The sequence below is a fragment of the Marinimicrobium locisalis genome (assembly GCF_039822625.1).
Taxonomy (GTDB): domain Bacteria; phylum Pseudomonadota; class Gammaproteobacteria; order Pseudomonadales; family Cellvibrionaceae; genus Marinimicrobium; species Marinimicrobium locisalis.
This window is the reverse complement of sequence record NZ_JBDLLG010000013.1, coordinates 70,745-93,580: the sequence shown is the minus strand read 5'-3', so window position 1 is coordinate 93,580 and position 22,836 is coordinate 70,745. Positions and strand designations below refer to the sequence as shown.

At 55.7% G+C, this 22,836-nt stretch carries 20 protein-coding genes; 6 read left to right on the top strand and 14 right to left on the bottom strand.

Translation table 11 applies throughout. From position 1 onward, the window contains the following. Positions 1 to 420 precede the first annotated feature (420 nt). Positions 421 to 2,613: a bifunctional 23S rRNA (guanine(2069)-N(7))-methyltransferase RlmK/23S rRNA (guanine(2445)-N(2))-methyltransferase RlmL gene (gene rlmKL, locus AAE514_RS09890; RefSeq protein ID WP_347331370.1), complete on the top strand. Its 2,193-nt coding sequence runs from the start codon at positions 421 to 423 to the stop codon at positions 2,611 to 2,613. Positions 2,614 to 2,936: 323 nt separating this feature from the next. Next, positions 2,937 to 4,856, top strand: a complete 1,920-nt coding sequence (locus AAE514_RS09885; RefSeq protein ID WP_347331369.1) for a polysaccharide biosynthesis protein — start codon at positions 2,937 to 2,939, stop codon at positions 4,854 to 4,856. A gap of 112 nt (positions 4,857 to 4,968) precedes the next feature. On the opposite strand, the gene AAE514_RS09880 is transcribed toward AAE514_RS09885, so the two are convergent. After that, positions 4,969 to 5,169, bottom strand: coding sequence for a hypothetical protein (locus AAE514_RS09880; protein WP_347331368.1), 201 nt, complete (start codon positions 5,167 to 5,169; stop codon positions 4,969 to 4,971). Positions 5,170 to 5,258: 89 nt separating this feature from the next. On the opposite strand from AAE514_RS09880, the gene AAE514_RS09875 reads away from it, so the two are divergent. Continuing rightward, positions 5,259 to 5,507: a type II toxin-antitoxin system ParD family antitoxin gene (locus AAE514_RS09875; RefSeq protein WP_347331367.1), complete on the top strand. Its 249-nt coding sequence runs from the start codon at positions 5,259 to 5,261 to the stop codon at positions 5,505 to 5,507. Then, positions 5,479 to 5,793, top strand: a complete 315-nt coding sequence (locus tag AAE514_RS09870) for a type II toxin-antitoxin system RelE/ParE family toxin (RefSeq protein ID WP_347331366.1) — start codon at positions 5,479 to 5,481, stop codon at positions 5,791 to 5,793. Before AAE514_RS09875 ends, AAE514_RS09870 begins: the two co-directional genes overlap by 29 nt. A 263-nt stretch (positions 5,794 to 6,056) precedes the next feature. Here the strand turns inward: AAE514_RS09870 and AAE514_RS09865 are convergent, their stop codons facing one another. After that, positions 6,057 to 7,070: an MraY family glycosyltransferase gene (locus AAE514_RS09865; protein WP_347331365.1), complete on the bottom strand. Its 1,014-nt coding sequence runs from the start codon at positions 7,068 to 7,070 to the stop codon at positions 6,057 to 6,059. 90 nt (positions 7,071 to 7,160) lie between these two features. Next, positions 7,161 to 8,087 (bottom strand): NAD-dependent epimerase/dehydratase family protein, encoded by a 927-nt coding sequence (locus tag AAE514_RS09860; RefSeq protein ID WP_347331364.1) that lies wholly within the window; start codon positions 8,085 to 8,087, stop codon positions 7,161 to 7,163. Positions 8,088 to 8,122: 35 nt separating this feature from the next. Between AAE514_RS09860 and AAE514_RS09855 the strand changes: the two genes are divergently transcribed. Both AAE514_RS09855 and AAE514_RS09850 read left to right on the top strand, forming a co-directional pair. Next, entirely contained in the window at positions 8,123 to 9,097 is a 975-nt protein-coding gene (locus AAE514_RS09855) for a glycosyltransferase family 2 protein (RefSeq protein ID WP_347331363.1), read from the top strand. Beyond that, positions 9,094 to 9,879 carry a glycosyltransferase gene (locus AAE514_RS09850; RefSeq protein WP_347331362.1) on the top strand — a complete coding sequence of 262 codons (786 nt, stop codon included), beginning with the start codon at positions 9,094 to 9,096 and terminating at the stop codon, positions 9,877 to 9,879. The genes AAE514_RS09855 and AAE514_RS09850 overlap by 4 nt, the downstream gene beginning before the upstream one ends. A gap of 126 nt (positions 9,880 to 10,005) precedes the next feature. Here the strand turns inward: AAE514_RS09850 and rfbD are convergent, their stop codons facing one another. The 11 genes from rfbD to AAE514_RS09795 all read right to left on the bottom strand — a co-directional run bounded on the left by rfbD (position 10,006) and on the right by AAE514_RS09795 (position 22,685). Then, positions 10,006 to 10,863, bottom strand: coding sequence for a dTDP-4-dehydrorhamnose reductase (rfbD, locus tag AAE514_RS09845; RefSeq protein ID WP_347331361.1), 858 nt, complete (start codon positions 10,861 to 10,863; stop codon positions 10,006 to 10,008). 63 nt (positions 10,864 to 10,926) lie between these two features. Continuing rightward, positions 10,927 to 11,988: a dTDP-glucose 4,6-dehydratase gene (gene rfbB / locus AAE514_RS09840; RefSeq protein WP_347331360.1), complete on the bottom strand. Its 1,062-nt coding sequence runs from the start codon at positions 11,986 to 11,988 to the stop codon at positions 10,927 to 10,929. 7 nt (positions 11,989 to 11,995) lie between these two features. Then, the gene (gene rfbC, locus AAE514_RS09835) at positions 11,996 to 12,553 is read right to left on the bottom strand and encodes a dTDP-4-dehydrorhamnose 3,5-epimerase (RefSeq protein WP_347331359.1); all 558 of its coding nucleotides are present in this window, start codon (positions 12,551 to 12,553) and stop codon (positions 11,996 to 11,998) included. Between the two features lie 3 nt (positions 12,554 to 12,556). Continuing rightward, positions 12,557 to 13,486, bottom strand: a complete 930-nt coding sequence (gene rfbA, locus AAE514_RS09830) for a glucose-1-phosphate thymidylyltransferase RfbA (protein ID WP_347331358.1) — start codon at positions 13,484 to 13,486, stop codon at positions 12,557 to 12,559. Further along, entirely contained in the window at positions 13,477 to 14,214 is a 738-nt protein-coding gene (locus tag AAE514_RS09825; protein ID WP_347331357.1) for an ABC transporter ATP-binding protein, read from the bottom strand. The genes rfbA and AAE514_RS09825 overlap by 10 nt, the downstream gene beginning before the upstream one ends. Further along, on the bottom strand, positions 14,211 to 14,981 hold the full coding sequence (locus AAE514_RS09820) for an ABC transporter permease (protein WP_347331356.1): 771 nt from the start codon (positions 14,979 to 14,981) through the stop codon (positions 14,211 to 14,213). The genes AAE514_RS09825 and AAE514_RS09820 overlap by 4 nt, the downstream gene beginning before the upstream one ends. A 77-nt stretch (positions 14,982 to 15,058) precedes the next feature. Next, positions 15,059 to 16,246 carry a hypothetical protein gene (locus AAE514_RS09815; RefSeq protein WP_347331355.1) on the bottom strand — a complete coding sequence of 396 codons (1,188 nt, stop codon included), beginning with the start codon at positions 16,244 to 16,246 and terminating at the stop codon, positions 15,059 to 15,061. Between the two features lie 9 nt (positions 16,247 to 16,255). After that, a complete protein-coding gene (locus AAE514_RS09810; protein ID WP_347331420.1) occupies positions 16,256 to 17,746 on the bottom strand; it encodes a glycosyltransferase family 4 protein in 1,491 nt (496 codons plus the stop codon). Next, positions 17,733 to 19,502, bottom strand: coding sequence for a glycosyltransferase family 2 protein (locus AAE514_RS09805; RefSeq protein WP_347331354.1), 1,770 nt, complete (start codon positions 19,500 to 19,502; stop codon positions 17,733 to 17,735). The genes AAE514_RS09810 and AAE514_RS09805 overlap by 14 nt, the downstream gene beginning before the upstream one ends. Positions 19,503 to 19,645: 143 nt before the next feature. After that, the gene (locus AAE514_RS09800) at positions 19,646 to 20,104 is read right to left on the bottom strand and encodes a hypothetical protein (protein WP_347331353.1); all 459 of its coding nucleotides are present in this window, start codon (positions 20,102 to 20,104) and stop codon (positions 19,646 to 19,648) included. After that, a complete protein-coding gene (locus AAE514_RS09795) occupies positions 20,094 to 22,685 on the bottom strand; it encodes a glycosyltransferase (RefSeq protein ID WP_347331352.1) in 2,592 nt (863 codons plus the stop codon). Before AAE514_RS09795 ends, AAE514_RS09800 begins: the two co-directional genes overlap by 11 nt. Positions 22,686 to 22,836: the final 151 nt, after the last annotated feature.

Sequence of the window (22,836 nt, the reverse complement as noted above, 5' to 3'; positions counted from 1 at the left end):
AGGGAAAAGCACCGCCGGGCCGTTGGGCCCCGAAGCGAATGCATGGGGAGGTACTGCAACCCCTCGTCTGGATCGGCGCGATAATGCGATATGCCAGCGAGGCGAGTTCTCAGTACAGCAAAAAGCCCTCGACCTGTGAACGATTCTTTTTTTATAGCCAGCTACCCTTATATGGCACATTGCTCTATTAACGCGTTTGACAAACAGGCCAAGTTGACCTTGTTACAGAGCGGCCTTAGGCCTCACGCACAGCCGGGGTATGCTTAAAACCAACAAGTAAGTAGGTCGCATTAGCGCGAAGCGCGTAACCCGACATAAGTACTCGAAAAACAAACACTTACGCGCCAATCGCGCCTCGCCACCCCGAGCTCGCGAAGGCCAAAACAACCCCAATCGCCCCAAATTTCGGAGTAGATTCCCGTGACAACCGACCTTCCACTCTTCGCCACCTGCCCCAAAGGCCTTGAGGGACTGCTTTATCAGGAACTGGAGTCGCTCGGCGCCACGGGCCTGAAGGAGACCGTCGCCGGCGTGGCGTTTTCGGGGGATATCACCCTCGCCTACCGGGCCTGCCTCTGGTCCCGCCTGGCCAACAAAATCCTGCTGCCGTTGGCGGAGTACCCGGTCGGGGACCAAAACAGCCTTTACAATGGCGCCGTAAGCGTCCCCTGGGAGGAACACCTGGGTCCCCAAAGTACGCTGGTGGTAGATTTTCTGGGCTCCAGCGGCGCCATCCGGAATACCCAATTTGGTGCCCTCAAAATCAAGGACGCCATTGTCGATCGGTTGCGAGAAAAAACCGGTGAGCGCCCTTCGGTCAGCAAACAGCAGCCGGATTTGCGCATTAACGCCCGCCTGCACAAGGGCCGGGTCACCATCAGCCTGGACCTTTCCGGGGAAAGCCTGCACCGGCGCGGCTACCGCACCAAGCAAGGCACCGCGCCCATGAAGGAGAACCTCGCCGCCGGCATCCTGCTTCGGGCGGGCTGGCCCGACATCGCCGCCCGCGGCGGCGCACTTATCGACCCTATGTGCGGCTCCGGCACCCTGCTGGTGGAAGGTGCCATGATCGCCGCCGACATCGCTCCCGGCCTGGGGCGCGCCCGCTTTGGCTTCGAACACTGGCTGAGCCACCGCAACGACACCTGGCTGGAGCTGCGCCAAGAGGCCATCGAACGCAAGCGCGCCGGTTTGGCCCGGCCTCAGCCGGAAATTCGCGGTTACGACGCCAACCTCTCGGTCATTCGAGCCGCCGAAGACAACATTATTCAAGCCGAACTGGACGACTGGCTGCGCGTTAGCCGCAAGGAACTGGCGACCCTCAAGCAGCCCACCCACAAACGGCTGGAGCCCGGCTTGGTCATCACCAACCCTCCCTATGGGGAACGCCTGGGGGAGGTAGAATCCCTGAAGCTGCTCTATCAGCACCTGGGTGAGCGTCTCAAAGCGGAATTTACCGGCTGGCAAGCCGCGATCTTTACGGGCAACCCCGAGCTGGGCAAGCAAATGGGCCTGCGCGCGGCCAAACGGTATAAGCTATTCAACGGCCCGCTGCCCACGGACCTGCTGCTCTTCACCGTCGAAGAAAGCGCCTATGTGAGCGCCGCCCCCAAACCCCTCGCCCACGAAGCGGAACCCGGCCAGGCCCTGAGCCAAGGCGCGCAAATGTTGGCCAACCGGCTGCAAAAGAACCTGAAACAGCTGGGAAAATGGGCGAAAAAGCAGAACATTCACTGTTACCGCCTGTATGATGCGGATATGCCGGAGTACTCGGCGGCGGTGGACCTCTACCACACCGACCAAGGGGAGCGGTACGTCCACGTCCAGGAGTACGCCGCACCCAAGTCCGTGGACGAAGCCCGGGCCGAGCAGCGCTTTGCCGAAATTAAAGCCGCCGTGCCCCACGCCCTGGAGGTTCACCCCGACAATGTCAGCTACAAACAGCGCCGCCGCCACCGTCATCAGGAAGGCAGCCAGTACGAAAAACTGAGCGAGCGCCCCGAAGGCGAATTGCTGACGGTAACCGAAGGCCAAGCCCGTTTTCAGGTGAACCTCTGGCAGTACCTGGACACCGGTCTGTTTCTGGATCATCGCCCAGTACGGCTGAAAATCGCCGAAATGGCCCACAACAAGCGCTTTCTCAACCTCTTTTGCTACACCGCCACCGCCAGCGTTCACGCTGCCCTGGCCGGCGCGCGCTTTACCCTGAGCGTGGACATGTCACCCACCTACCTCAAGTGGGCCCGCAACAACCTCGCCATGAACGGCCTGAGCGACACCAAACACCGCCTGGAACAGGCGGACTGCCTGGAGTGGCTGAAAACCAACGAGCAAGAATTCGACCTAATCCTGCTGGACCCGCCCAGTTTCTCAAATTCAAAAAAGATGCCGGGCGTGCTGGATATTCAGCGGGACCACGTGGTCCTCATAAAAGACGCCATGAAAGCCGTGGCGAAGGGCGGGACGTTAATCTTCTCCACCAACTTGCGGAGTTTTTCGTTGGATAAGGAGGCGCTGGCGAAATACCAGCTGGAGAACATTACCGCGCAAACCATTGATAAGGATTTTCAGCGAAACCCGAAAATTCATCAGTGTTGGTTGGTAAAGCATTGAGAGGTGGTGTTGTTGGGGAGTGTAGAAAGCGGGGTGTTAGGCAGTGGTTTTTTGGTAGGTGGCGGCTCACGCCTTACCTACCCTACGCATTATCCGATCCACGTGCTATTCGATCGTGTAGGGTAGGTAAGGCGTCAGCCGCCACCTACCACGGACCTGGAGCACCCGCCCCACCCTCCTTGCTTTTACAATTTCACTACAAAAAACCGTAAGGTTTTCGTAACAACCACGCCGATTTTAAGCTATAATTCGCAACCTTACGCCCCACGAAGGAGCACGACATGGCCCGGGGCAGGAATCGGTCATTATGGAGTTGAGGTTACATGCTGGAAGCCCTGTTTGAGTCCTCCCGGACAACCAAACGCGTTATCTCGTTAGTCTACGATACTATTGCCATCGTTTCGGCCTTCTATATGGCCGCATTTCTTCGTCTAGGCACCTTCCAGTCCAAATTTCTCGATAAAGACGTCACGGTCATCGCCATCACTTTGGTGGTCAGTCTCGCGGTGTTCATTCGCATGGGCATGTACCGGGCCATTCTCCGCTACATGAGCACACCGGCCATGCTGACCATCGTCGGCTGCGTGTTTATTTCGGCGTTGGTGCTCGCCACCGCCAGCTTCCTGACCAACTCCATGCTGCCCCGCTCCATCCCCTTTATTTACCTGACCATCGCCCTGCTGTTAATTGGCGCCCCACGGTTGATGGTCCGCAGCGTCATTATGATGCTCAGCCGGCGAAGCGTGGACTGCAAAGAGCCGGTCATCGTCTACGGCGCCGGCTATACTGGCCACCAACTGACCCTGGCCCTACAGGGCTCGCAATACAAGCCCGTGGCCTTTGTGGACGACAACCCTGCCCTCAATGGCACCGTCGTCGCCAACATCAAAGTGTACAGCCCACGGATGATTGAAGCTCTGATCCGTACCCATCGGGTTAGCAAAGTTCTGCTTGCCCTTGGCAGTACCCCCAACTCCCGTCGGGCGCACGTAATCAAGCGGCTGGAATCTCTTGCGATTTCGGTCCAGACCGTACCCGCCATCCCCGATATTCTCAGCGGCAAGGCACGCATCGAACACATCCGGGATGTGGAAATTGAAGACCTGCTGGGCCGCGACCCCGTTACCTCCCAGCCAGAGCTGATGAACGCCTGCATTACCGACAAGGTGGTGATGGTCACTGGCGCCGGCGGTTCCATTGGTAGCGAGCTTTGCCGCCAGATTATTCAGCATCGGCCCCGCGCCATCGTGCTGTTCGAACTCAACGAATTCAGCCTGTATCAAATCGAGCGCGAACTGATGGAGACCGACGCCTTTAGGGGGAACCTCATCCACCTCTATAGCATTCTGGGGTCCGTCCAGAAAGAGCACCGGGTGGAGACCATCATGCGCAGCTTTGGCGTCCAGACCGTCTACCACGCGGCGGCCTACAAGCATGTACCGCTGGTGGAACACAACATAGTGGAAGGGGTACGGAACAACGTCTACGGCACCTGGTATGCCGCTGAAGCGGCCATACGCGCCGGGGTAGAGTCCTTCGTGCTGGTTTCCACCGACAAGGCAGTACGCCCCACCAATATTATGGGTGCCTCCAAACGCCTGGCGGAGCTCGTGCTTCAAGGGCTGGCAAAACGCCAGACCAGCACGGTGTTCAGCATGGTTCGGTTCGGCAATGTGCTGGGCTCTTCCGGCTCGGTCGTCCCCCTATTCCGGGAGCAAATCAAAAACGGCGGCCCGGTCACGGTGACCCACCCGGAAATGGTGCGCTACTTTATGACCATTCCAGAGGCGGCCAAGCTCGTAATCCAGGCCGGCGCCATCGGCACGGGCGGCGACGTGTTCGTGTTGGATATGGGCGAGCCGGTCAAAATCATCGACCTGGCGACCCGAATGATTCACCTCTCCGGCGTGGAAGTGAAGGACGACGACCACCCTAATGGGGATATCGCCATCGAATTTACCGGCCTGCGCCCCGGTGAGAAGCTGTACGAAGAGCTGCTTATCGGCAGCAATGTCGCCGGCACCCAGCACCCGGGCATCCTGCGCGCCGAAGAGCATCATCTCACCTGGGACGAGACCAAAACCCTGCTGGATGAGCTGGACGTGGCCTGCCACTCCTACCAGTGCGACCGAGTCAAACAGCTCTTGGTGGAGGCCCCCACCGATTACAAAGCCAGCATGTTGATCACCGACGCCGTGTGGCGGCAGAAACAGAATACCGGTAAGTTGCGGGTGGTGAGTTAGCCTTTAATGGTAGGTGGCGGCTGACGCCTTACCGTACCCTACGCGAGAGTCAGCCCTGCGTAGCGTACGGTAACTAGGTGGACTTCGCTCCGAAGCGCCGGACCGACCGAGCCTACGCACTTGGCAAGAACGTAGGGTACGGTAAGCGAAGCGCACCTACCAAAAAACCCACCGGCGCATACGCCAACAACACGCCCCACAGCGGCTTGATGCCACCGGCCACTACCCACCACGCCATGGGCAGCAGCCAGATCACGTTGAGAGTCCCGTAAAACAACGTCGTTGCCTTATACAGCCCGGTGCTGACAGACATGGCGCAGTGCTCAATAGCCACGTTGCCTCAGGACACTGTATGCGTTATATTCTAAATTATTCATTTTGAATATTTTAAAGGGGCACATTATGGCGACCACCAGCCTGAGCTTAGGTACCCACTGGGAAACGTTTATCCGCGAGGAAGTGAGTAGCGGTCGCTACGGATCGGCAAGCGAAGTCATCCGGGACGCCTTACGACACATGGAGGAGGAGCGCTCTCTCATGGCACTAAAAGCACATTTGGCAGAGGGGGCGCGTCAAGCTGACGCGGGCCAATTCGTCACTCAAACCAGGGAAGGTATGCTAAATGAGTTCAAAGAACGTAAAAGCGGTTAGAATTACCCCGCGAGCCAAAAACGATCTTCGGGACATTTGGCAGTATGGCGCGGAAACCTGGGGAGAAGACCAAGCGGACACGTATTTCAATACACTGTTTGAAGCCATGGAGGGACTTGCCCTGGAGCCAGGAAAGGGGCGTACCCGCCCGGAACTGCTCTCGCAATGCTCCAGCTACATTTGTGGGACTCACATTATTTATTACCGCGAAAGATCCAACGCCGTAGAAATTCTCGGTGTGCTACATCAACGAATGGACGCTCTCTCGCAACTAGTGAAACCGTGAGACCGTTTCCAGCAAGTACTGTCCTACCAAGCCAGTATGTTGATCACCGATGCCGGTTGGCGGCAGAAGCAGAATACCGGTAAGTTGCGGGTGGTGAGTTAGCCTTCAATGGTAGGTGGCGGCTGACGCCTTACCGTACCCTACGCGAGAGTCAGCCCTGCGTAGCGTACGGTAACTAGGTGCGCTTCGCTCCGAAGCGGAGCCTCCGCACTTGGCAAGAACGTAGGGTACGGTAAGCGAAGCGCACCTACCAAAAAACCCACCTACCGCTCAACATGCCGAATCCCGGCACCAAACTGATACACCAAAAACACCACCGGCGCATACGCCAACAACACGCCCCACAGCGGCTCGATACCACCGGACACTACCCACCACGCCATCGGCAGCAGCCAGATCACGTTGAGAGTCCCGTAAAACAACGTCGTTGCCTTGTGCCCCCACTGCGCCGCCCGGTGCTGATAGGCGTGACTGCGGTGCGCCTCGAACAGACTCTCCCGCCGGCACCATCGAAAGAACAGCGTCACCGTCGCATCCGACACAAACATGGCCAACAGAATCACCCAGCCCCAGAAGAGCACCGGCGCCTGGTGCGCGGCGTAGATGGAGAGTAAGCCCAGCCACAACCCCACAAAACCGCTGCCCGCATCACCCATAAAAATCTTCGCCGGGGGAAAGTTCCAAACCAGAAACCCGAGCGCCGCCAGGATCATCACCCCATAGAGCGCCAACGGCGCTTCGGGCACCATTAGCCAGGCAAGCAACAGCCCCGAGGCGCACGCCGTCAGTGCCTCCACCCCGGCAATGCCGTCGATGCCGTCCATAAAGTTGTACAGGTTCAATAACCACACCAGCCAGACCAGTGCCGGCAAGGCCAGCCATAGACCGGGCATCGTCCACCCGAACAGGGTCAAATCCGGCATGCCGCCCAGCCAGTAAAGCCCCCACCCGGCCGCCAGAAAATGCACCAACAACCGCCAGCCCGCCGCCACATGGCCGTGATCATCCAGCCAGCCCACGGCGGCCACCGCCAAGCCGGCGCCGCCGAAGGCAATGGCGCTATCCAGGCTGACACTCGTCCCATAAACTAACGCGGGTAACGCCAACAACCCCACCACCACAATCGCCACACCACCACCGCGCGGGGTAGGCACCTTGTGGGAGCTTCGGGCATTGGGAATATCCATCAACTGCTTGTGCACCGCATAACGGCGCAACAACCCGGTCAAAGCCCAGGTCAAAGCCAAAACAACCAACCCACCAATAATCAACGTCATATCAATAAACCGATTTGGTAGGTGGCGCTTCGCTTACCTACCCTACGCAAAAACATGACTCACACGTAGGGTAGGTAAGCGAAGCGCCACCTACCGATCCCCAACAAACCAACGCGCTGTCTCCCGCAACCCTTCCTCCACGGAAAACGGCGCGCGCCACATCAACTTATCTCGGGCCACGTCGTCGCTAACCTGTAACGAATCACACAACCGGTCCGCCACTGCCCGGCGCCCCAGCAACGACGCTCCGGCTTTCAATACCGGCACCGGGCACGGAAACAACCTGGCGGGCCTGCCCAGCGCCTCCCCCATTGAGCGCAACAACTGCGGCGTGGACAAATCCCGGCCGTCCGAAGCCAATAAAACCCGATTCGCCGCTGCGGGGTGGTCGATACAAACCGTCAACAAATCCACCAAGTTCTCCCGATAAACCAAGCTCCGGCGATTCTCAATGGAAGCGAGCGGAAGCGGCAGACCTTTTCTTAACGCCTTCATCATGGCGGCAAAGTTCGCCCGAACCCCCCGCCCATACACCAGCGGCGGCCGCACTATCACCAACTCCATGCCCGAGTGCTCCGCATGCTGTCGCAGGGCCTGTTCGCCTTCCCACTTGGAGCGGCCGTAGTCATCCACCGGGGCGGGCGTGTCTCTTTCCGAGAAAGGCGCCCCTTCGGTTTTTTCCCCATTGACCTTAACACTGCTGACAAACACGAACCGCCTGGCGCCGCGGGAGGAGGCCAGTCGGGCCGCCGCCAGGGGCTCATCGCGGTTCGCCCGCCGATACGCCTCCCGCGAGGCTTCACTCGGTTTGCCCTGAACATGAGCGCGCCCCGCCGCGTAAACCACTGCGTCTCCGGGTGAGAGCCGCTCCCCCAGTGCCGAAACCCGGGCAGCCGGCAAGCCGCAAACCTCATTGGCTGAACGGGAAATGGGAACCACGGTCCGCCCATCGTTGACTAAACGAGCGGTTAACGCCTGCCCCACAAACCCGGTTGCCCCCGTTATCCAGACCGTCATGTTTTCAGGTATACTCCGCCAAATTATGAATAGAGATGGAAAGCACCGACACCACTATGCCCAGCGCCCCTTCCCACACCACACGTAGAGACTATGACGTCCTCGTGTGCAGCTATAACGGTGAGCGCTATATCGGCGAACAGCTTGAAAGCATCCTAAAGCAGGACCCGCCTCCCCAAAGACTGATAGTCAGTGACGACGGCTCCACCGATCGCACGCGGGACATTGTAAAGCAATTCGCGCAAACATCACCCGTGTCAATCACGCTGATCGACGGCCCGCGCAAGGGTGTTATAAAAAACGTGCTGGCCAGCCTCCCCCAGACCACCGCTGAATACGTGTTTCTCGCGGACCAGGACGACATCTGGCTAGACAACAAAGTCCCGCTGTTCTCCGAGCACATGGGGCCCACCGACGCGCCGCACCTGATTTTTTCCGACGCCTGGGTCTGGCATCCGGAGCGGGAAAGCAGAGACTCGTTTTGGAAGCTCGACGGGCTTAAACCCGAAAACGCCCACTACCCCAAACAACTTGCCTTCCACAACACCGTTCAGGGCGCCTCGGCCTGTTTTAACCGAGCACTCATTGATGTCGCTCAAGAGTCCGGCGCGGTCGATCAAATCGTGATGCACGACTGGTGGCTGGCACTCATCGCCAGCAGCATGGGGCGGGTTGATCACATTAGCGAACCCACCCTGCTCTACCGCCAGCACGGCGGTAACCAAGTCGGCAGCCAAAACGCCGCTGGCAAGAAAAAGCGCAACATTGCCAAAACCCTGTTTATTGCCAACCGAATACTTTGCCAGGCGGTCGCCTTCTCCGAACACTTTGGCGAACGGCTCAACCCGGAAGAGCGCGCCTTCTTCACCGCCTACGAAGCCGCCATGCGCGCCGGGCCGCTCAAGCGCCTGGGCTTTCTCCTTCGCTACCGCCCCACCCACAAAGACCTGAACCGCACCCTTAAGCTATGGGTCAGCATTCTTCTGGTCAAAGGAGCTCGGCCCCAATGAGCCTCTTTATCTCAATTATTTCCCACGAGAACAGCGCCGAAATCATTCATAACCTGAAACCCCATGAATTGATTTCCGCGGAGCGACAGGTGGTACTGCTGGACAACAAACCCGCGCAGGAGCTCGAACACTACGCCCGTGATAACGGGCTGCACTACCTTAAAAACGACAAAGTCAGAGGCTTCGGCTCGAACCACAACCGGGTATTCCGCCATTGCCGGGACCACTTGGGCATGCACCTGGAGAACGACTGGTTCATCATCCTGAACCCGGACCTGGAGTGCGACCCGGAAAACCTCGCCAGGTTTGCGACGGACATGGAAACGGAAGGTGCCAGAATTGGCGCCCCCAACATTTTTAAAGACAGCGCCTTCCAGGAACACGAAGAGTCCGTGCGCCGCTTCCCCTATCTATGGGAACTGGTGACGTCCTACTTGTTTCGGAAAAACCGCACGGGCGTTGACCGCTGTAGCCTGACCGCCTGCGAGGTGGATTGGGCCTCCGGCGCCTGCCTGGCCTTTCGGGCGGACACCTTTGAAGCCCTGAAGGGTTTTGATGAACGCTACTTTCTTTATTACGAGGATGTAGACATCTGTTGGCGGGCCAGGCATTTGTTGGGGTTAAAAACCTACTATATTCCGGGCGCCAAGATGGTCCACCGGGGGAAACGGGCCAGCCATACACTGAACAACAAGCATTTATGGTGGCACTTGACCAGCGCCGTGCGTTTCGCCTGGGTAAGAACCAAAACAGCGTTGCTTGGGCCTGAAAGCTTGAACTAGACAGTGGCCCCACGTAGGGTAGGTAAGCCGGTAGGCGCCACCTACCAAAAAATTTTAATCGGTGCCTACCAACTTTAATGGTAGGTGGCGCCTACCGGCTTACCTACCCTACAGATCCGACAGACACTACGGCAGCATTTCCAACATTGATTTTAATTGGCGGCGCCAATGTATCGTTTCCATGCCAAACGCGGCTTCCGTGGAACGCTTGTCCAGCACGCTGTATGCCGGGCGCTTTGCCGGTGTCGGAAACTCGCTGGCGGGGATGGCGCGCACCGGGATCGCCTGTTCCAACAATCCCAGTTCCAGCCCTAAATCCTGAATGGCCACCGCAAAATCATACCAGGAAGCCACACCCGCATCGGACCAATGGTAAAGGCCGCCGGGAACAGAGTGTGTCACCCCCGCCCACAACAGCTGAGCCAAGCCTCGTGCCCAAGTAGGGGTGCCCACTTGGTCCACAATCACACCCAGCTCCGGCTTCTCCGCCATCAACCGCAGCATCGTTTTCACAAAATTGCCGCCATTGCTGGAGTACAGCCAACCGGTCCGAACGATGACCGCCTCCGGCATTCGGTGGCGCAATACCGCCTCTCCCGCGAGCTTGCTGGCACCGTACACCGATTGCGGGTTGGGGGAATCATCGGGCAAGTAAGGCCTGTTTGCCTCGCCATCGAATACAAAGTCTGTGGAAACGTGAAACAGACGTGCGCCAGCAGCCGTACAAGCCGCCGCCAGGTTAGCCACGCCCTGCTCATTCACGGCAAACGCCGCTTCCCGCTCGTTTTCCGCCTTATCCACGGCGGTGTAGGCCGCGGCATTTATAATGACATCCGCCTGCCGGTCTTGGATGACACGCTCACACGCATCGGGCGCAGTGATGTCCAGCGCCTCGCGAAGTACCATCTCCGCATGCACAGTCGACGGCGCAGTTTGCATTAAATCCCAAGCCAGCTGACCGCCACCAATGACCAAAACCTTCATACTTGCACCTAGCCGCTAGCGCGTAGGGAGCGAAAGCCGCCCCCAACCAAACTCTGCTTCATTTTACCCACGCCCCAAACGTGTCAACCGATAATCCCCACTCAACACCCTCTCCCACCACGCGCGATTATCCAAATACCACTGAACCGTCTTGCGCAGCCCGGTCTCGATGGTTTCCAAAGGCGCCCAGCCCAGCTCTTTCTGAATCTTGGCGGCGTCAATGGCATACCGAAGGTCATGCCCCGGCCGATCCTTCACAAAGGTAATCAAGTCCTCATACCGTTCAACACCTTCAGGCTTGTCAGGGGCCAGCTCTTCCAATATGGCACAAATAGAACGAACGATATCGAGGTTCTTAACCTCGTTGTGCCCACCGATGTTATAGGTTTCGTCCACCTTCCCTTTGGTGGCCACCAACAGCAGGGCTTTGGCATGGTCTTCCACATACAACCAATCACGAATCTGGGAGCCATCCCCATACACCGGCAACGGCTTACCAGCCAGGGCATTCAGAATCATGTGGGGAACGAGCTTCTCCGGGAAGTGGTAAGGGCCATAGTTATTGGAGCAGTTGGTGACCACCACCGGTAGGCCGTAAGTCCGGCCCCAGGCGCGAACCAGGTGGTCCGAGGCTGCCTTGGAGGCCGAATACGGCGAGCTGGGTTCATAGGAAGTGGATTCGGTAAACAGCTCCCCGGTATCGCCCAAATCACCATACACCTCATCCGTGGACACATGGTGGAACCGAAATCGCGCTTTGCCCGCCTCGTCCAGCTGTTCAAAATGCTCCCGCACCGCCTGTAGCAGGTTAAACGTGCCCATTACGTTGGTTTCAAGAAACGCCTTGGGGCCATCAATGGAGCGGTCCACGTGGGATTCGGCCGCCAAGTGCATAATAACGTCCGGGCCAAAGCCCAATACCGCTCGGCGGGTCGCCTCTTCGTCCCGCAAATCCACCTGAGCAAAGCGCATTCCAGGGTGGCTCTCATAGCCGGGAACGGACTCCAGATTACCGGCATAGGTCAGCGCATCGAGAATCAGAACCTCGTGCTCACTCGCCGCCATGAGCTGGCGAACCACCGCGGAGCCAATGAATCCTGCCCCTCCGGTCACTAATAGCTTCATAGAAACCCTACCTGGATGATGCCCCAGCTTTCACTTCAGAGAACGACATGCCGTTTTTGTCTTTTTCGGACAGCATTACCTCACCCACGCGCTCCACGGGCCAGTCAATCGCCAGGTCCGGATCATCCCACCGGATCGAGCGCTCGGAGTCGGGGTGGTAGTAATCCGTGCACTTATACACAAATTCGGCCGAGCCGGAGGTCACCATAAACCCGTGGGCGAAGCCCGCCGGCACCCACAGCTGGCGCTTATCCTCAGCGCTTAAAAAACAGCCAACCCACTGGCCAAAGCTCGGGGAGCCAGGGCGGACATCCACCGCCACGTCATACACTTCGCCCGAAACCACACGCACCAGCTTACCTTGGGGTTGCTGCTCCTGGTAATGCAGCCCTCGGAGGATGCCCTGGCGGGACTTGGAATGGTTATCCTGCACAAACGTCACATCCGCGACGTTCTCCCGAAACCAGCTGTCTCGAAAGGTTTCCATAAAGAAACCACGCTCGTCGCCGAATACTCGGGGCTCAAGCAGCTTAATGTCGGGGATGTCGGTCTCAATGATATTCATAATTCAACCGGAAAAACGGTTTCGGAGGTCGCCGCAGGGCCGCTGGCTATCTTTCAGAATCTTTAGCAAGTACTGACCGTACCCGCTTTTAATCTGTGCACTGGCTAGCGCCTCGAGCTGTTCATCGCTGATGAATCCCTGCCGGTAAGCGGCCTCTTCCGGACAGGAGATCTTCAGGCCCTGTCGCTTCTCAATGGTCTGCACGTATTGCGCGGCGCTCAACAGGTTTTCATGGGTGCCGGTATCAAGCCAGGTATACCCCCGCCCCATGATCTCCACATTCAGTTCGCCCTGGCGAAGGTAGTGCATATTCAAATCGGTAATTTCGAGCTCGCCGCGAGGTGAAGGCGCGAGGCTCTTGGCAATGTCCGGGGCCTGGGCATCATAAAAGTACAACCCCGTGACCGCATAGTTTGATTTAGGGTGGGAGGGTTTTTCTTCCAGGCTAATAACCCGGCCCTGCTCATCAAACTCCGCCACACCGTAGGCCTCCGGGCTATCTACGTGGTAACCAAATACCGTGGCGCCGTCCGTTCTCTGGTTGGCCCGCTGCATGAGGGCCAGAAAACCGTGCCCATAGAAAATATTATCCCCCAACACCAAGGTGCTTGGGTGACCATTCAAGAACGATTCCCCCAGAATAAACGCTTGGGCCAGGCCATCCGGGCTGGACTGGGTCACATACTCCAGGTTCACGCCCCACTGGCTTCCATCGCCCAGCAGCCGCTGAAAAGCCTCCAGGTCGTGCGGGGTGGTAATAATCAAAATGTCCCGGATGCCCGCAAACATAAGCGTGGTCAGCGGGTAGTAGATCATGGGCTTATCGTAAATGGGCATCAGCTGTTTGCTGGTACCCAGGGTGAGGGGGTACAGGCGCGTGCCTGAACCGCCGGCGAGGATGATACCTTTTCGTGGTTTCGGAGTCACTGCCATGCAGATTTTCCGCCCTTTTTGCTCAGACTATCCATAAAATGCTTGTACTCCTTAGCGACTTCTCTCGTTTCGCCTTCGGCTTTAATCACGCCATCTTCCAACCACAGGGCGCGGCTACACACCTTATTGACCTGACTACCGCTATGACTCACAAAGACCACGGTTTGTTCACTGTTGATCTTCTCCATCATGGCCTTTTCGGCCTTTTTGTTGAACTGCTGGTCACCTACGCTGAGGGTCTCATCAATCATCAACAAATCCACATCTGTCATCAAGGCGGTTGAAAAACCCAGTCTCGCCCGCATGCCGGAGGAGTAAGTTTTAACAGGCCGATCAAAGAAATCGCCAAGTTCAGAGAACTCTTTAATGTTGTCAAGCGCCGCCCGCGCTTCCTTCTTGGTATAACCCTGTAACATCGCACTCAACAACGCATTGTCGCGTCCAGACAGGCTCTTATCAAACCCCATACCCAGAGTCAGCAAAATACGCGATATATGCGGAGCGTGCTCAAGCTTTCCCCGTGTGGGCGCGACAACTCCATTAAGAATTCTCAGGAGCGAGCTCTTCCCACAGCCGTTGCGACCCACAACTCCCAGAGTTTCGCCTCGACGAACCTCAAAGTTAACACCTTTTAAGACGGGGTAGCTAAGGTGCTTGAACCCCCAAATTCTGCTGTTGTATGAATACTCAATATCTTTAGCTGACAGTAAAATATCACCGGTCGTCATGAGTTGATCACCCTAGCAGCAATGGACTGCCCCATATAGCGATAAAACAGATGAACCAGAATCAAACCAACCACCAACACCCCGGCTAACCCCATCAGGTGATGCAAGTCGTATAAAGTGCCCTCTATCAATACCTGCCTATAGGCATCAATCAGATAAGCCATGGGATTCCAGGTAACCAGCATCTCACGCTTAACAGGGTCTTCGATGCGGTTTAGATCCCAAAATATCCCCGAACCGAACATCAGCCCCATCATCGCCATACCAATAAGTATGCGAGTGTCTCTCACGTAGCTCACACAAATCGCGGCAGCTAGCGCACAAAGGAGCACAAGAAGGTACTGAACCAGAAATAGCGGAAGAATCCAAAACCAGTGAAGGCTCGGCATATAACCGTAGACGATAGTCATTCCAAACAGCACCGCAAACAGGAGCCATTGTCGATAAAGCACTGTATGGACCTGTTCATAAGGGAAAAACTGCTTCGGAACATTCGCCTGATTTATCAGGGATTTGCCCGACACAATACTGTTCGAAGAGGACTGGACGGACTTACTGAACCATAAGAACGGTATTTTTCCGCACATCAGGAACAACAGGTCGCGTCCAAACCCCAAAAGCACTGTAAATACCAAGTAGAACATCAGCACCCACAGCACCGGCTCCAGCACCCACCACAAATAGCTTAGGTACAGCTTAGACGCATCAGACTTAAGTGACATTCGTGCCTTGACGTCTACCAAGGCTAAAAAGCGAGTAATTTTCATCAGAAACGACAAGTTCCAAAAACTGAAGCGTTGTAAATAGGGTTCGGGCCAGGCATTAAGCCACTGAACGCCGAATGCTACTCGAACTCACGTTGGCTGTAAACGCCCAACAGCCCTGCTAGCCGAGACAACTCCCCAGAGGGAGGCGCTGTCTGCCGGCGAGCTTGTTCCGCCACCCGAGTTTGGAGGTTCCGGTAATCCTCTGGGTACAAGCTTTCCAGGTGCGCCAGCGGTTTCGACAGGTCCAGAGCACGATCCGTCGAGACCTCCGCCTGACGCACATAAGCATCACCTTGTTTCAAGATCGGCTTCAGAGTGGGAAAACGCCTTACCAGGACCGCGTTGGCGCGAGAAAAACGGGCATTCAATTTTTTCACCTGCTCGGGCTCCAAATAGACGCCCAAGCTATGATCGTTAGCTTCAGCGTTATCCGAGTAATCCTGTAGCGCCCAATCGACCTTGCTCGCCAACCCGGCCTCCTCGGGCGATAACACCCGATTAAGCATTCGTTTCAGCTCCAACGCTTCCTCGACATAGCTTCTATTTACCTGTTTATCATCAAATTCAAAATTATTCACCTGACCGGCTTCTATCCCGAGCACGCGAAGCCAAACCTTTTCGATAGGATCACTATGTTTAAATTCACCTGACTTTAACTCTTTAATATAAGGTAAAAATGTACAATGCTGATCGCCCACAACGTCTGCCCAATGCCGCAACCGCCGCCCATTTAGATTAGCAGCGCCGGTCTTCATATAGTGCTCCTCTAGCGTCTCTGATATACCGGCCGTTTTGAAATGCCTTTTTACCGACTGATTGTAGTTAGAGACAAACGCTTCTACCGGGTGACGAAACCAACCTACCACCCTGACATCTAACCCTTTAAGCAAAGGGCCAAATTTCCGCGAATTTCGATAGAAGCTCTCGGATGAAAGAAGCAGCGTCTTTCCCCGTAACCTCGCGCAAAGCAGCATGAATTTAAAATACAGGTTCGCCTTGCGAACCCGGTTCTCTCGCAGCAGCCTACCAACAAGCGAATGACCGCCAGAGACACCATTCTTATCAACAAAGTGCCTGGGGTAATAGAAGCCGGCACGAAGGAGCTGAGTTCGATTGTTCAGGCAAAACCTTTGGATAGCGGAGCTTCCTGTTTTAGGGGCTCCAATATGAATAACCAAGTCTACGCCTGTAGACCCCGATGTCTTGTTCAGACGGAAAATATCCCTAACTCTAGATAAAGTTTTTTCCAGCACGATATTGCCCATACATATACCCTAAATAGCCCGTCGTCCATTGAGGGTTGTTGACCGCTGAAGATCGACTGATCTTTGCAAGACATGCTTCAGCGCCTCCCGAACGGCCTCCTTGGAGTAGCGTTCAGCCGCCAAGTTCCGAGCCGCTGTACTCATTGCCCGATACTTACCCTGATCTAGAAACAGCTGCTCTACTCCTTCGGCAACTAATGCCGCGCGTTGCTCCAACGTTTCAGACGAGCGGTACGGTACCAAATATCCGGTCTTTAAATGAACGACCAAATCACGGACAGCCCCTCTTTCATAGGCTACGACGGGTCGACCTGCGGCCATCGCTTCAAGCACCGTTCGTCCAAACGATTCATAAAAGTGCGAAAGATTGACCAACACATCCAACTGGGCGATCGCCTCCTGTGGCGACGACGAGTAACCCCGAATTTTCAAGTTACCCGGCCAGGGCTTAGTGGACGATTTCAAACTTTGTAAATAAGTCGTTTCGGGGCCTATAATAAGGCAGCTTATCGAAAGCTCTCTTAACTCAAGCTCTGACGCCAGCCTCACAAAGTCATTTATACCCTTCTTGGGCAGGTTACTGCTAACAATACCCACCGAAAAAACCTCACCGCGTTCAGCGGGAGATTCCAAGCTTTCAAACGCCGATATATCTACGCCATTTGGTACCACCATTGCGCTTGGAATACCTAGGCATTGAGCGGTGTAATCTGAGTTAGCCACAATGATATCTGCGACATTCATTAGTCGCTCCCGTATCTCATCCGCACTAGCACCTAGCGTCTCACATAGATCAGGGTCGTAAGCAGGCAACTCTCTGACATGCACAATTAACTGAACCCCTACAGCGCGAGCCGCCAACAGCGGCTCATCCAACACTGCCGTGTTGACATACATCGCATCGCAACGATACTCCCTCAAAAGACGTTCAAAATGCCTCAGAGTCTGTTGTAATGGCGGGCAGTCCCGATGCCACCAACCATAAGGGACAATGGCCACACGATACGCGACCTCCATCACACGCTTAATATAGCTGCGGTTCAAAGCGCTCGGAAGAACAACGATGGCGTTCACACCTAAATCCGAGAGGTGAGCCAGCACGTCCAGCAAGCTGCGCTCTCCTCCATAGATTTCCCGTCCGGCCTGGTGCCCACACACAAGCCACGTAGGGCTATTCGGAAAATACTTCTGGGTACCGTTCCACTCAGGAAGGGCTGCGTAACCTTCTTCCCTTCCAATTCGTTCGTAGTGAAGAAATGCGTCTTCCCGCTCGGTAATACTCGGACCCTGGTACAGGTATCCGGAAGCGCTGAAATCCGGATGGGGATCACGCCCTTCCGCCCTACCGAAACGTAAGTAGTGAACTCGCCCATCCAAACCCGAGACCGCAACATCCCTATGCAACCGACAATATAAGCTCGAATCAAATCCGTCTGCCAGCACCTCGCCTCGTAAACGCCAGCGCCAATAAATATTTTTTATCGTCTTAAGGATCCTCATTGGAAGCCTCAAGGTTAACGCCGCCAGCACGAAAATACGCCAATACCGCTGTTCGCTGAGCACCAAGCTCACCTTCATGCACTATAAGATTCTCGACTTCCGTCAGCTGCACGCTTCTAGTCGGCGGCCGTTGCCACAACGACGCATGGGAAAGCACAACGGTAGGCGCGTGCACCTTCATTCCAAAATGGGCAAAGTGCACACCGTGTGCGTGGCACCACTCAAACACCCCATCCGCTATTGGATTTCCATGCCACGCATTTCGCTCGGGCCAGTGCAGCAGGCAAATACTATTGTGCCGTTTCCGTTCACCCTCCAGGAATGCCAAAGCGCTGGCTAGCTCCTCGCCGTGAACAGCGAAATTTGACACCAGCACTGCTTCAAAAAAAAGCGGTTCGCCCCGCAAGTTTCCAAGTGGAGTCGGGAAAGGGCGCATATTCCCAGCGCCCGAGGCTGGAGGCATTACCGGCCTGCCTTCGCACTGACGGTGCCACCAGCTAAATGCTTCACTATACTGACGGCGCAACCCATGGAACTGTGTACTTATATGAGTGGCTTTTGTTCGCGTCAGACTTCCTGCATCCGTAAGCGAAAACGCCAGCGGAACAGTCGGCAGAACAGACTCAAGCGCCGCATAACCAAAATGGTGCTGCATTCGGGTTGCGAACTCAACATCTGCGCTCACTTTAACTTCATCCCATAACCCCGTTTTCGCTAGGGCGCTACGACGTACCAGCCAGGATGACTGATTCACTTCGAGAAACGCATTTCCAAGCACCCACGACCCCAGGCACTGAAGATCATCCGTTACGCGCACCCACCAACTATAGCTTGCCATTAAACGTGGAGACTGCAGCAACGGTACCATTTGCTTTTCGATTTTCTGAGGGTGAGACCAGTCGTCACTATCATGCACCGTTACAAATTCACCTTTAACGCAAGCCATGCCCCGGTTGCGCGCAGCGTAAGCCCCGGAGTTCACGTCGCTCACAAGATAGCGAACGCGGTGATCCCTGGTTGCTAGCCCTTGCACTCTCTCAAGCGTATCGTCCGTACTGGCATCATCCACCACGATGACCTCAAGCTCCTGCCAAGTCTGTGCCAGCACACACCCAATAGCCATTTCGATTGTACTCGAGGCGTTGTAAGCGGCCATAACAACGGATACCAGGGGCCGTTGCTGCTCGGTACACATGGCTTTCTCACCAGTAGCCGCCTCACCTGAAAGGTTAGCTAAAGACAACGGCTGCTCAGGGTCTTTGGGCAAAATTGCCTGCAAATCGTTTCGTCTGTAAATACGATTAATGGCGTTCAGTCGTTGCGACTCATTTTCAGCCGCATTAGCCTGAGCATAGGGTAGGATGTTGGCTAAGGCGTCATTCGACAAAGCGTCGCCTACCAAGGCCCTCAATGGTGTAGTCTCTCCCAGTACTGTGTAGCATTTTGTAAGGCCTACGAGCGTTTTAAAATCCCCTTCGGAGTTGAGGCCCTTCACCCAGCGCAAGGCTTCCCCAGTTGATCCGTGAGCATAGTGCCACGTCGCCAAATACCAGGCCGCTCCGGGGTCCCCTCTGGAAGCCAGGCTCAAGAGCTGGGGGTAAGCCCAGTGGTCAAAGCCGTTCCACATTATTTGGTTCAGCTTATCAACCGGCGATGTCCCGAGTGGATAGGCATTCATCATCGGAGCCGCCGCGCCGAGAAAAGGCAACCGCCCCTCCCCCTTTCCGTAAGCGAAATAATGGACCAGTGGGTTCATGCCAGACTCGTCCACGTCCCGATAAGTGGCACGATACCACTCCGCGTCAAACTTGATATTTGACGTCCAGGCTCTCCAGTGAGCCATCAGGCGTAAACCGAACTTCTTTACACGGGACATTAGCAAAAGGCTACACGAGTTCTTTAGCGGACACAGGCTCGTCCTTCGTCCTGCCCGAAGCGCACATAGTGGACCAGCGGGTTCACCCCGGCAGAGCGAACATCCGTGTTGTTCGCCAGATAGAACTGAGTATCGAAGTTCGGACCAGGATTAAGGCCCTTCCGAGCCCCTACTTTGTAGTAATGCTTGGCCGGGTTAGTTCGTGCTAGTCTGTCCTTCTGTAACTCTGGATCCTGAGCCAAATACCAATCGGCATCAAACAGACCCGAATGTTTAATAATCTGGACGCCGCTTTGAGGAACAAACCCCCGGTAACGGTCAATCAATCGCTCCCACCACGGTTGGTTTGGGAATGGATACACCTCTGCTCGCTGCACAAACAGTCTCAATGGAGAGGGCCGATCCCGCAAGCGATCAATCTCATCCTGCTTACGCTCCAACTGTTCGGTAAGCGCTAAAATCTTATTCTGTTCATCCGTCATGCGTAACCTTCTCGTTCAGCTGTTCTAGTCGTCGGTTAAGAACATCATAGCGCGCATGTTCACGAACAAACTGTAAGCACCGTTCAGAAGCCGCTTGGTAGGCTTCGCGGTCAGCCCAGAGGCCCTCGATAACCGACCAAACTTCGTTGGGTTCTGCATAATACGCAAAATCACCAAACGTCTCTTTAAAAACCGGTGGCAGAATAACCGGGATGCCCAGCCCCATCGCTTCCAGCACCGCGCGCCCAAACTCTTCAATATAGTGCTCATGGGGATAGTGGATGAAAAAGTCCAACTCCAAGAGAAACTCATAGGTACTCTCAGCAAACTCCAGCACTTGCCAGTTACCGGGATGCGCCCCAAGTATGCTGAGGGCTTGATCAGCGCCTCCAAGCAGCCGGACCTCGCAAGCCCGATCAACGCAGTAGGCCGCGGCCAGCGCCTCAGCGCTACTTGGCCATTTGGTGTAATGATCGCGAGCATGGCGCCCCACCACCGGCTTTGAACGTTCTCCTGCGCGCCAACTAACGCGGGTAAGACACCAACTATCGACGTCCAGCAATGGATTCCAAATATCGGAGTGAGGTTCGGGGTAACGCTCATCCTCACGCATTAAACGCTGGACCAGGCCTGAAATGGGCACCCAGGTCGGAGCTACATCAAACATCGAGCGGACATTGTGATCCACCTGCCTGGGGTCATACTGAGGGTCTCCCCCCGTAATCAACCGATTAGCCATTTGGTTCACCAAAATAATGAAACGCTTCGTTCTAAGGTCAGGTACCGTATCCAGACGATAATTAAGAACCACCGGGTATCCAACCAGTACAAGGTCGCTCTCCACTATCTCGCCAGGCGTTAGAATATCAAAATCGCCTTTCCCGGCGCGCTGGCGAAGCTCTGGCTTTAGCGGTATTCCCACATCCAAATCGGCGCGGCGCCACTGAAAAATGGCAACCCGCTTTCCCTGAGCGATAGCGGCATTAACATAATTCATCGTTGAAACAAATGCGCCACCACTTAGATTGAAGTCCGCGATAACCACAATATCATAGCGTCGAACCTCATCCCGGTTTTTAGTGCGCATAACAGTGGGAATTGGGAAAGGTCGTCTCTCCCCCGACAAAGGCAGCTTAAGCTCTTCAGTGCTAGCGTGCTCATGCCAGGCCGAAGCGGCCTCTCGATACTCTCGCCGGGCACCGTAAAACAACGTTTTCGCATGAGTGACCGGCGTTCGAGTCAGGGACGTTTCTTGGTCAAGCGCAAACGCCAAAGGTACCCCGCGATGCAAACGGACCACCGCTTCCTCACCGAACACGCGCTGCAGCCGAAGCACATATTCCGAGTCGGCACTGGTTCTGGCCAGATCCCAGCCCCCCAACCGTTCAATTGCCTCTCGGCGGAACATAAGAGAGGAGGTGTTCTCGGAAACCAACGAACCATGTGCCCGGAAGGTACCGGTGAAGTACAGGTCTTCACGGGCGCGAGCCCAGTCTGTAATCGTGGCAACCGCCGAAGGTTGCTCCAACAAATGACGAACCTGAACTTCTAGCTTTTGAGGATGAGACCAGTCATCACTGTCATGCACTGTAATCACATCACCCGAAGCGTGCTCTAACGCCGCATTTCGGGCTCGGTAAGCGCCCCCATTTATCTCCAGGGCAATCAAACGAATTCGAGCGTCGTCTTTGGCCAGAGCTTCAACGCGAGACCGAGTGTCGTCAGAGCTGCAATCATCTGCCACCAGAAGCTCAAAATTAGTCCAGCTTTGCTCTTGTAGGCTTCGAATAGCAAGCTCAATCTGCGCCCCTGCGTTATAGGCGGGCATCACTATCGAAACTTTTGCTTCTTCGCAAGACGCGGGAGCCCGAGCTGAACCTTTCAAATTAAAAATGCTCAGTGGCTCTTTCGGGTTGCGCAATGCCAGTGGGGCAAACCCATGCTGGCCGAGCACTCTGTTAACCAACGCTAGCCGCTGTTGCCGGGCTTTATCCCATGAGCCGTGCACATACACGTTGCTAAGCGACAGCGTAAGGTCTACATCCCGAGCGTTACGACCTTTTCGGGCGACTCGCAATCGATCATAAGCATCTCGCTCTCTACCTAGGCGAATCAGGCAGTCGACTTCCAAAAGCACCTGCGCCTTTTGGTTGAGTGCTTGCCGGTCAACCAACCCTCGCCAAGAAAGAAAACTCAATGCCGCAGCATAATTCTTATGAAACGCGCTCCACCGAGCCAGAGCCCAGGCCGCATAACTGCGGTCAAATTCTCGAACGTAAGGGGTGGCTAGACGAGCGCGCAACACCGGCCACGCCTCTTTCGAAAATCCCCCCCACAGCATCGATTCAAGCTTGCGAGCAGACAGACGAGTTAGCGCTGGCGAGTAAACCTTAGACTCAAGACGGGAGGGCTTAACAGCCACGCCATTTGCCTGTCCTTTCGTGACAAAGTGCCATAGTGGGTTTTCACCGAAACTCCGAAGATCAGGATACTGAAGCAGGTACTCCTTGGTATTGAAGAAGGGGCTGGGGTCGCAGCCTAGCTTCGTTCCATAAGCCGAGTAATGGGCCAACGCCGACATATGAGAGGGCATCAGGTCCCCATACTGTTGGCGGTACCACGCCTCGTCAATGAACATAGCATAGCGAGCGCAGCAGCGGCGGTCGGCACGGTGTGACTGCAGAAAATGACGCAACAGGTTAATCATATACCTTTATATCCGCCTCTTTGCG

Coding starts and splice junctions, on each gene's coding strand:
- AAE514_RS09875 (WP_347331367.1), top strand. CDS start 5,259: ATGGCGACCACCAGCCTGAGCTTAGGTACCCACTGGGAAACGTTTATC.
- AAE514_RS09815 (WP_347331355.1), bottom strand. CDS start 16,246: ATGGGCAATATCGTGCTGGAAAAAACTTTATCTAGAGTTAGGGATATT.
- AAE514_RS09820 (WP_347331356.1), bottom strand. CDS start 14,981: ATGAAAATTACTCGCTTTTTAGCCTTGGTAGACGTCAAGGCACGAATG.
- rfbC (WP_347331359.1), bottom strand. CDS start 12,553: ATGAATATCATTGAGACCGACATCCCCGACATTAAGCTGCTTGAGCCC.
- AAE514_RS09825 (WP_347331357.1), bottom strand. CDS start 14,214: ATGACGACCGGTGATATTTTACTGTCAGCTAAAGATATTGAGTATTCA.
- AAE514_RS09795 (WP_347331352.1), bottom strand. CDS start 22,685: ATGTCGGCGTTGGCCCATTACTCGGCTTATGGAACGAAGCTAGGCTGC.
- rfbA (WP_347331358.1), bottom strand. CDS start 13,486: ATGGCAGTGACTCCGAAACCACGAAAAGGTATCATCCTCGCCGGCGGT.
- AAE514_RS09805 (WP_347331354.1), bottom strand. CDS start 19,502: ATGAACCCACTGGTCCATTATTTCGCTTACGGAAAGGGGGAGGGGCGG.
- AAE514_RS09870 (WP_347331366.1), top strand. CDS start 5,479: ATGAGTTCAAAGAACGTAAAAGCGGTTAGAATTACCCCGCGAGCCAAA.
- AAE514_RS09810 (WP_347331420.1), bottom strand. CDS start 17,746: ATGAGGATCCTTAAGACGATAAAAAATATTTATTGGCGCTGGCGTTTA.
- rfbB (WP_347331360.1), bottom strand. CDS start 11,988: ATGAAGCTATTAGTGACCGGAGGGGCAGGATTCATTGGCTCCGCGGTG.
- AAE514_RS09850 (WP_347331362.1), top strand. CDS start 9,094: ATGAGCCTCTTTATCTCAATTATTTCCCACGAGAACAGCGCCGAAATC.
- AAE514_RS09800 (WP_347331353.1), bottom strand. CDS start 20,104: ATGACGGATGAACAGAATAAGATTTTAGCGCTTACCGAACAGTTGGAG.
- AAE514_RS09860 (WP_347331364.1), bottom strand. CDS start 8,087: ATGACGGTCTGGATAACGGGGGCAACCGGGTTTGTGGGGCAGGCGTTA.
- AAE514_RS09865 (WP_347331365.1), bottom strand. CDS start 7,070: ATGACGTTGATTATTGGTGGGTTGGTTGTTTTGGCTTTGACCTGGGCT.
- rfbD (WP_347331361.1), bottom strand. CDS start 10,863: ATGAAGGTTTTGGTCATTGGTGGCGGTCAGCTGGCTTGGGATTTAATG.
- AAE514_RS09855 (WP_347331363.1), top strand. CDS start 8,123: ATGGAAAGCACCGACACCACTATGCCCAGCGCCCCTTCCCACACCACA.
- AAE514_RS09885 (WP_347331369.1), top strand. CDS start 2,937: ATGCTGGAAGCCCTGTTTGAGTCCTCCCGGACAACCAAACGCGTTATC.
- AAE514_RS09880 (WP_347331368.1), bottom strand. CDS start 5,169: ATGTCTGTCAGCACCGGGCTGTATAAGGCAACGACGTTGTTTTACGGG.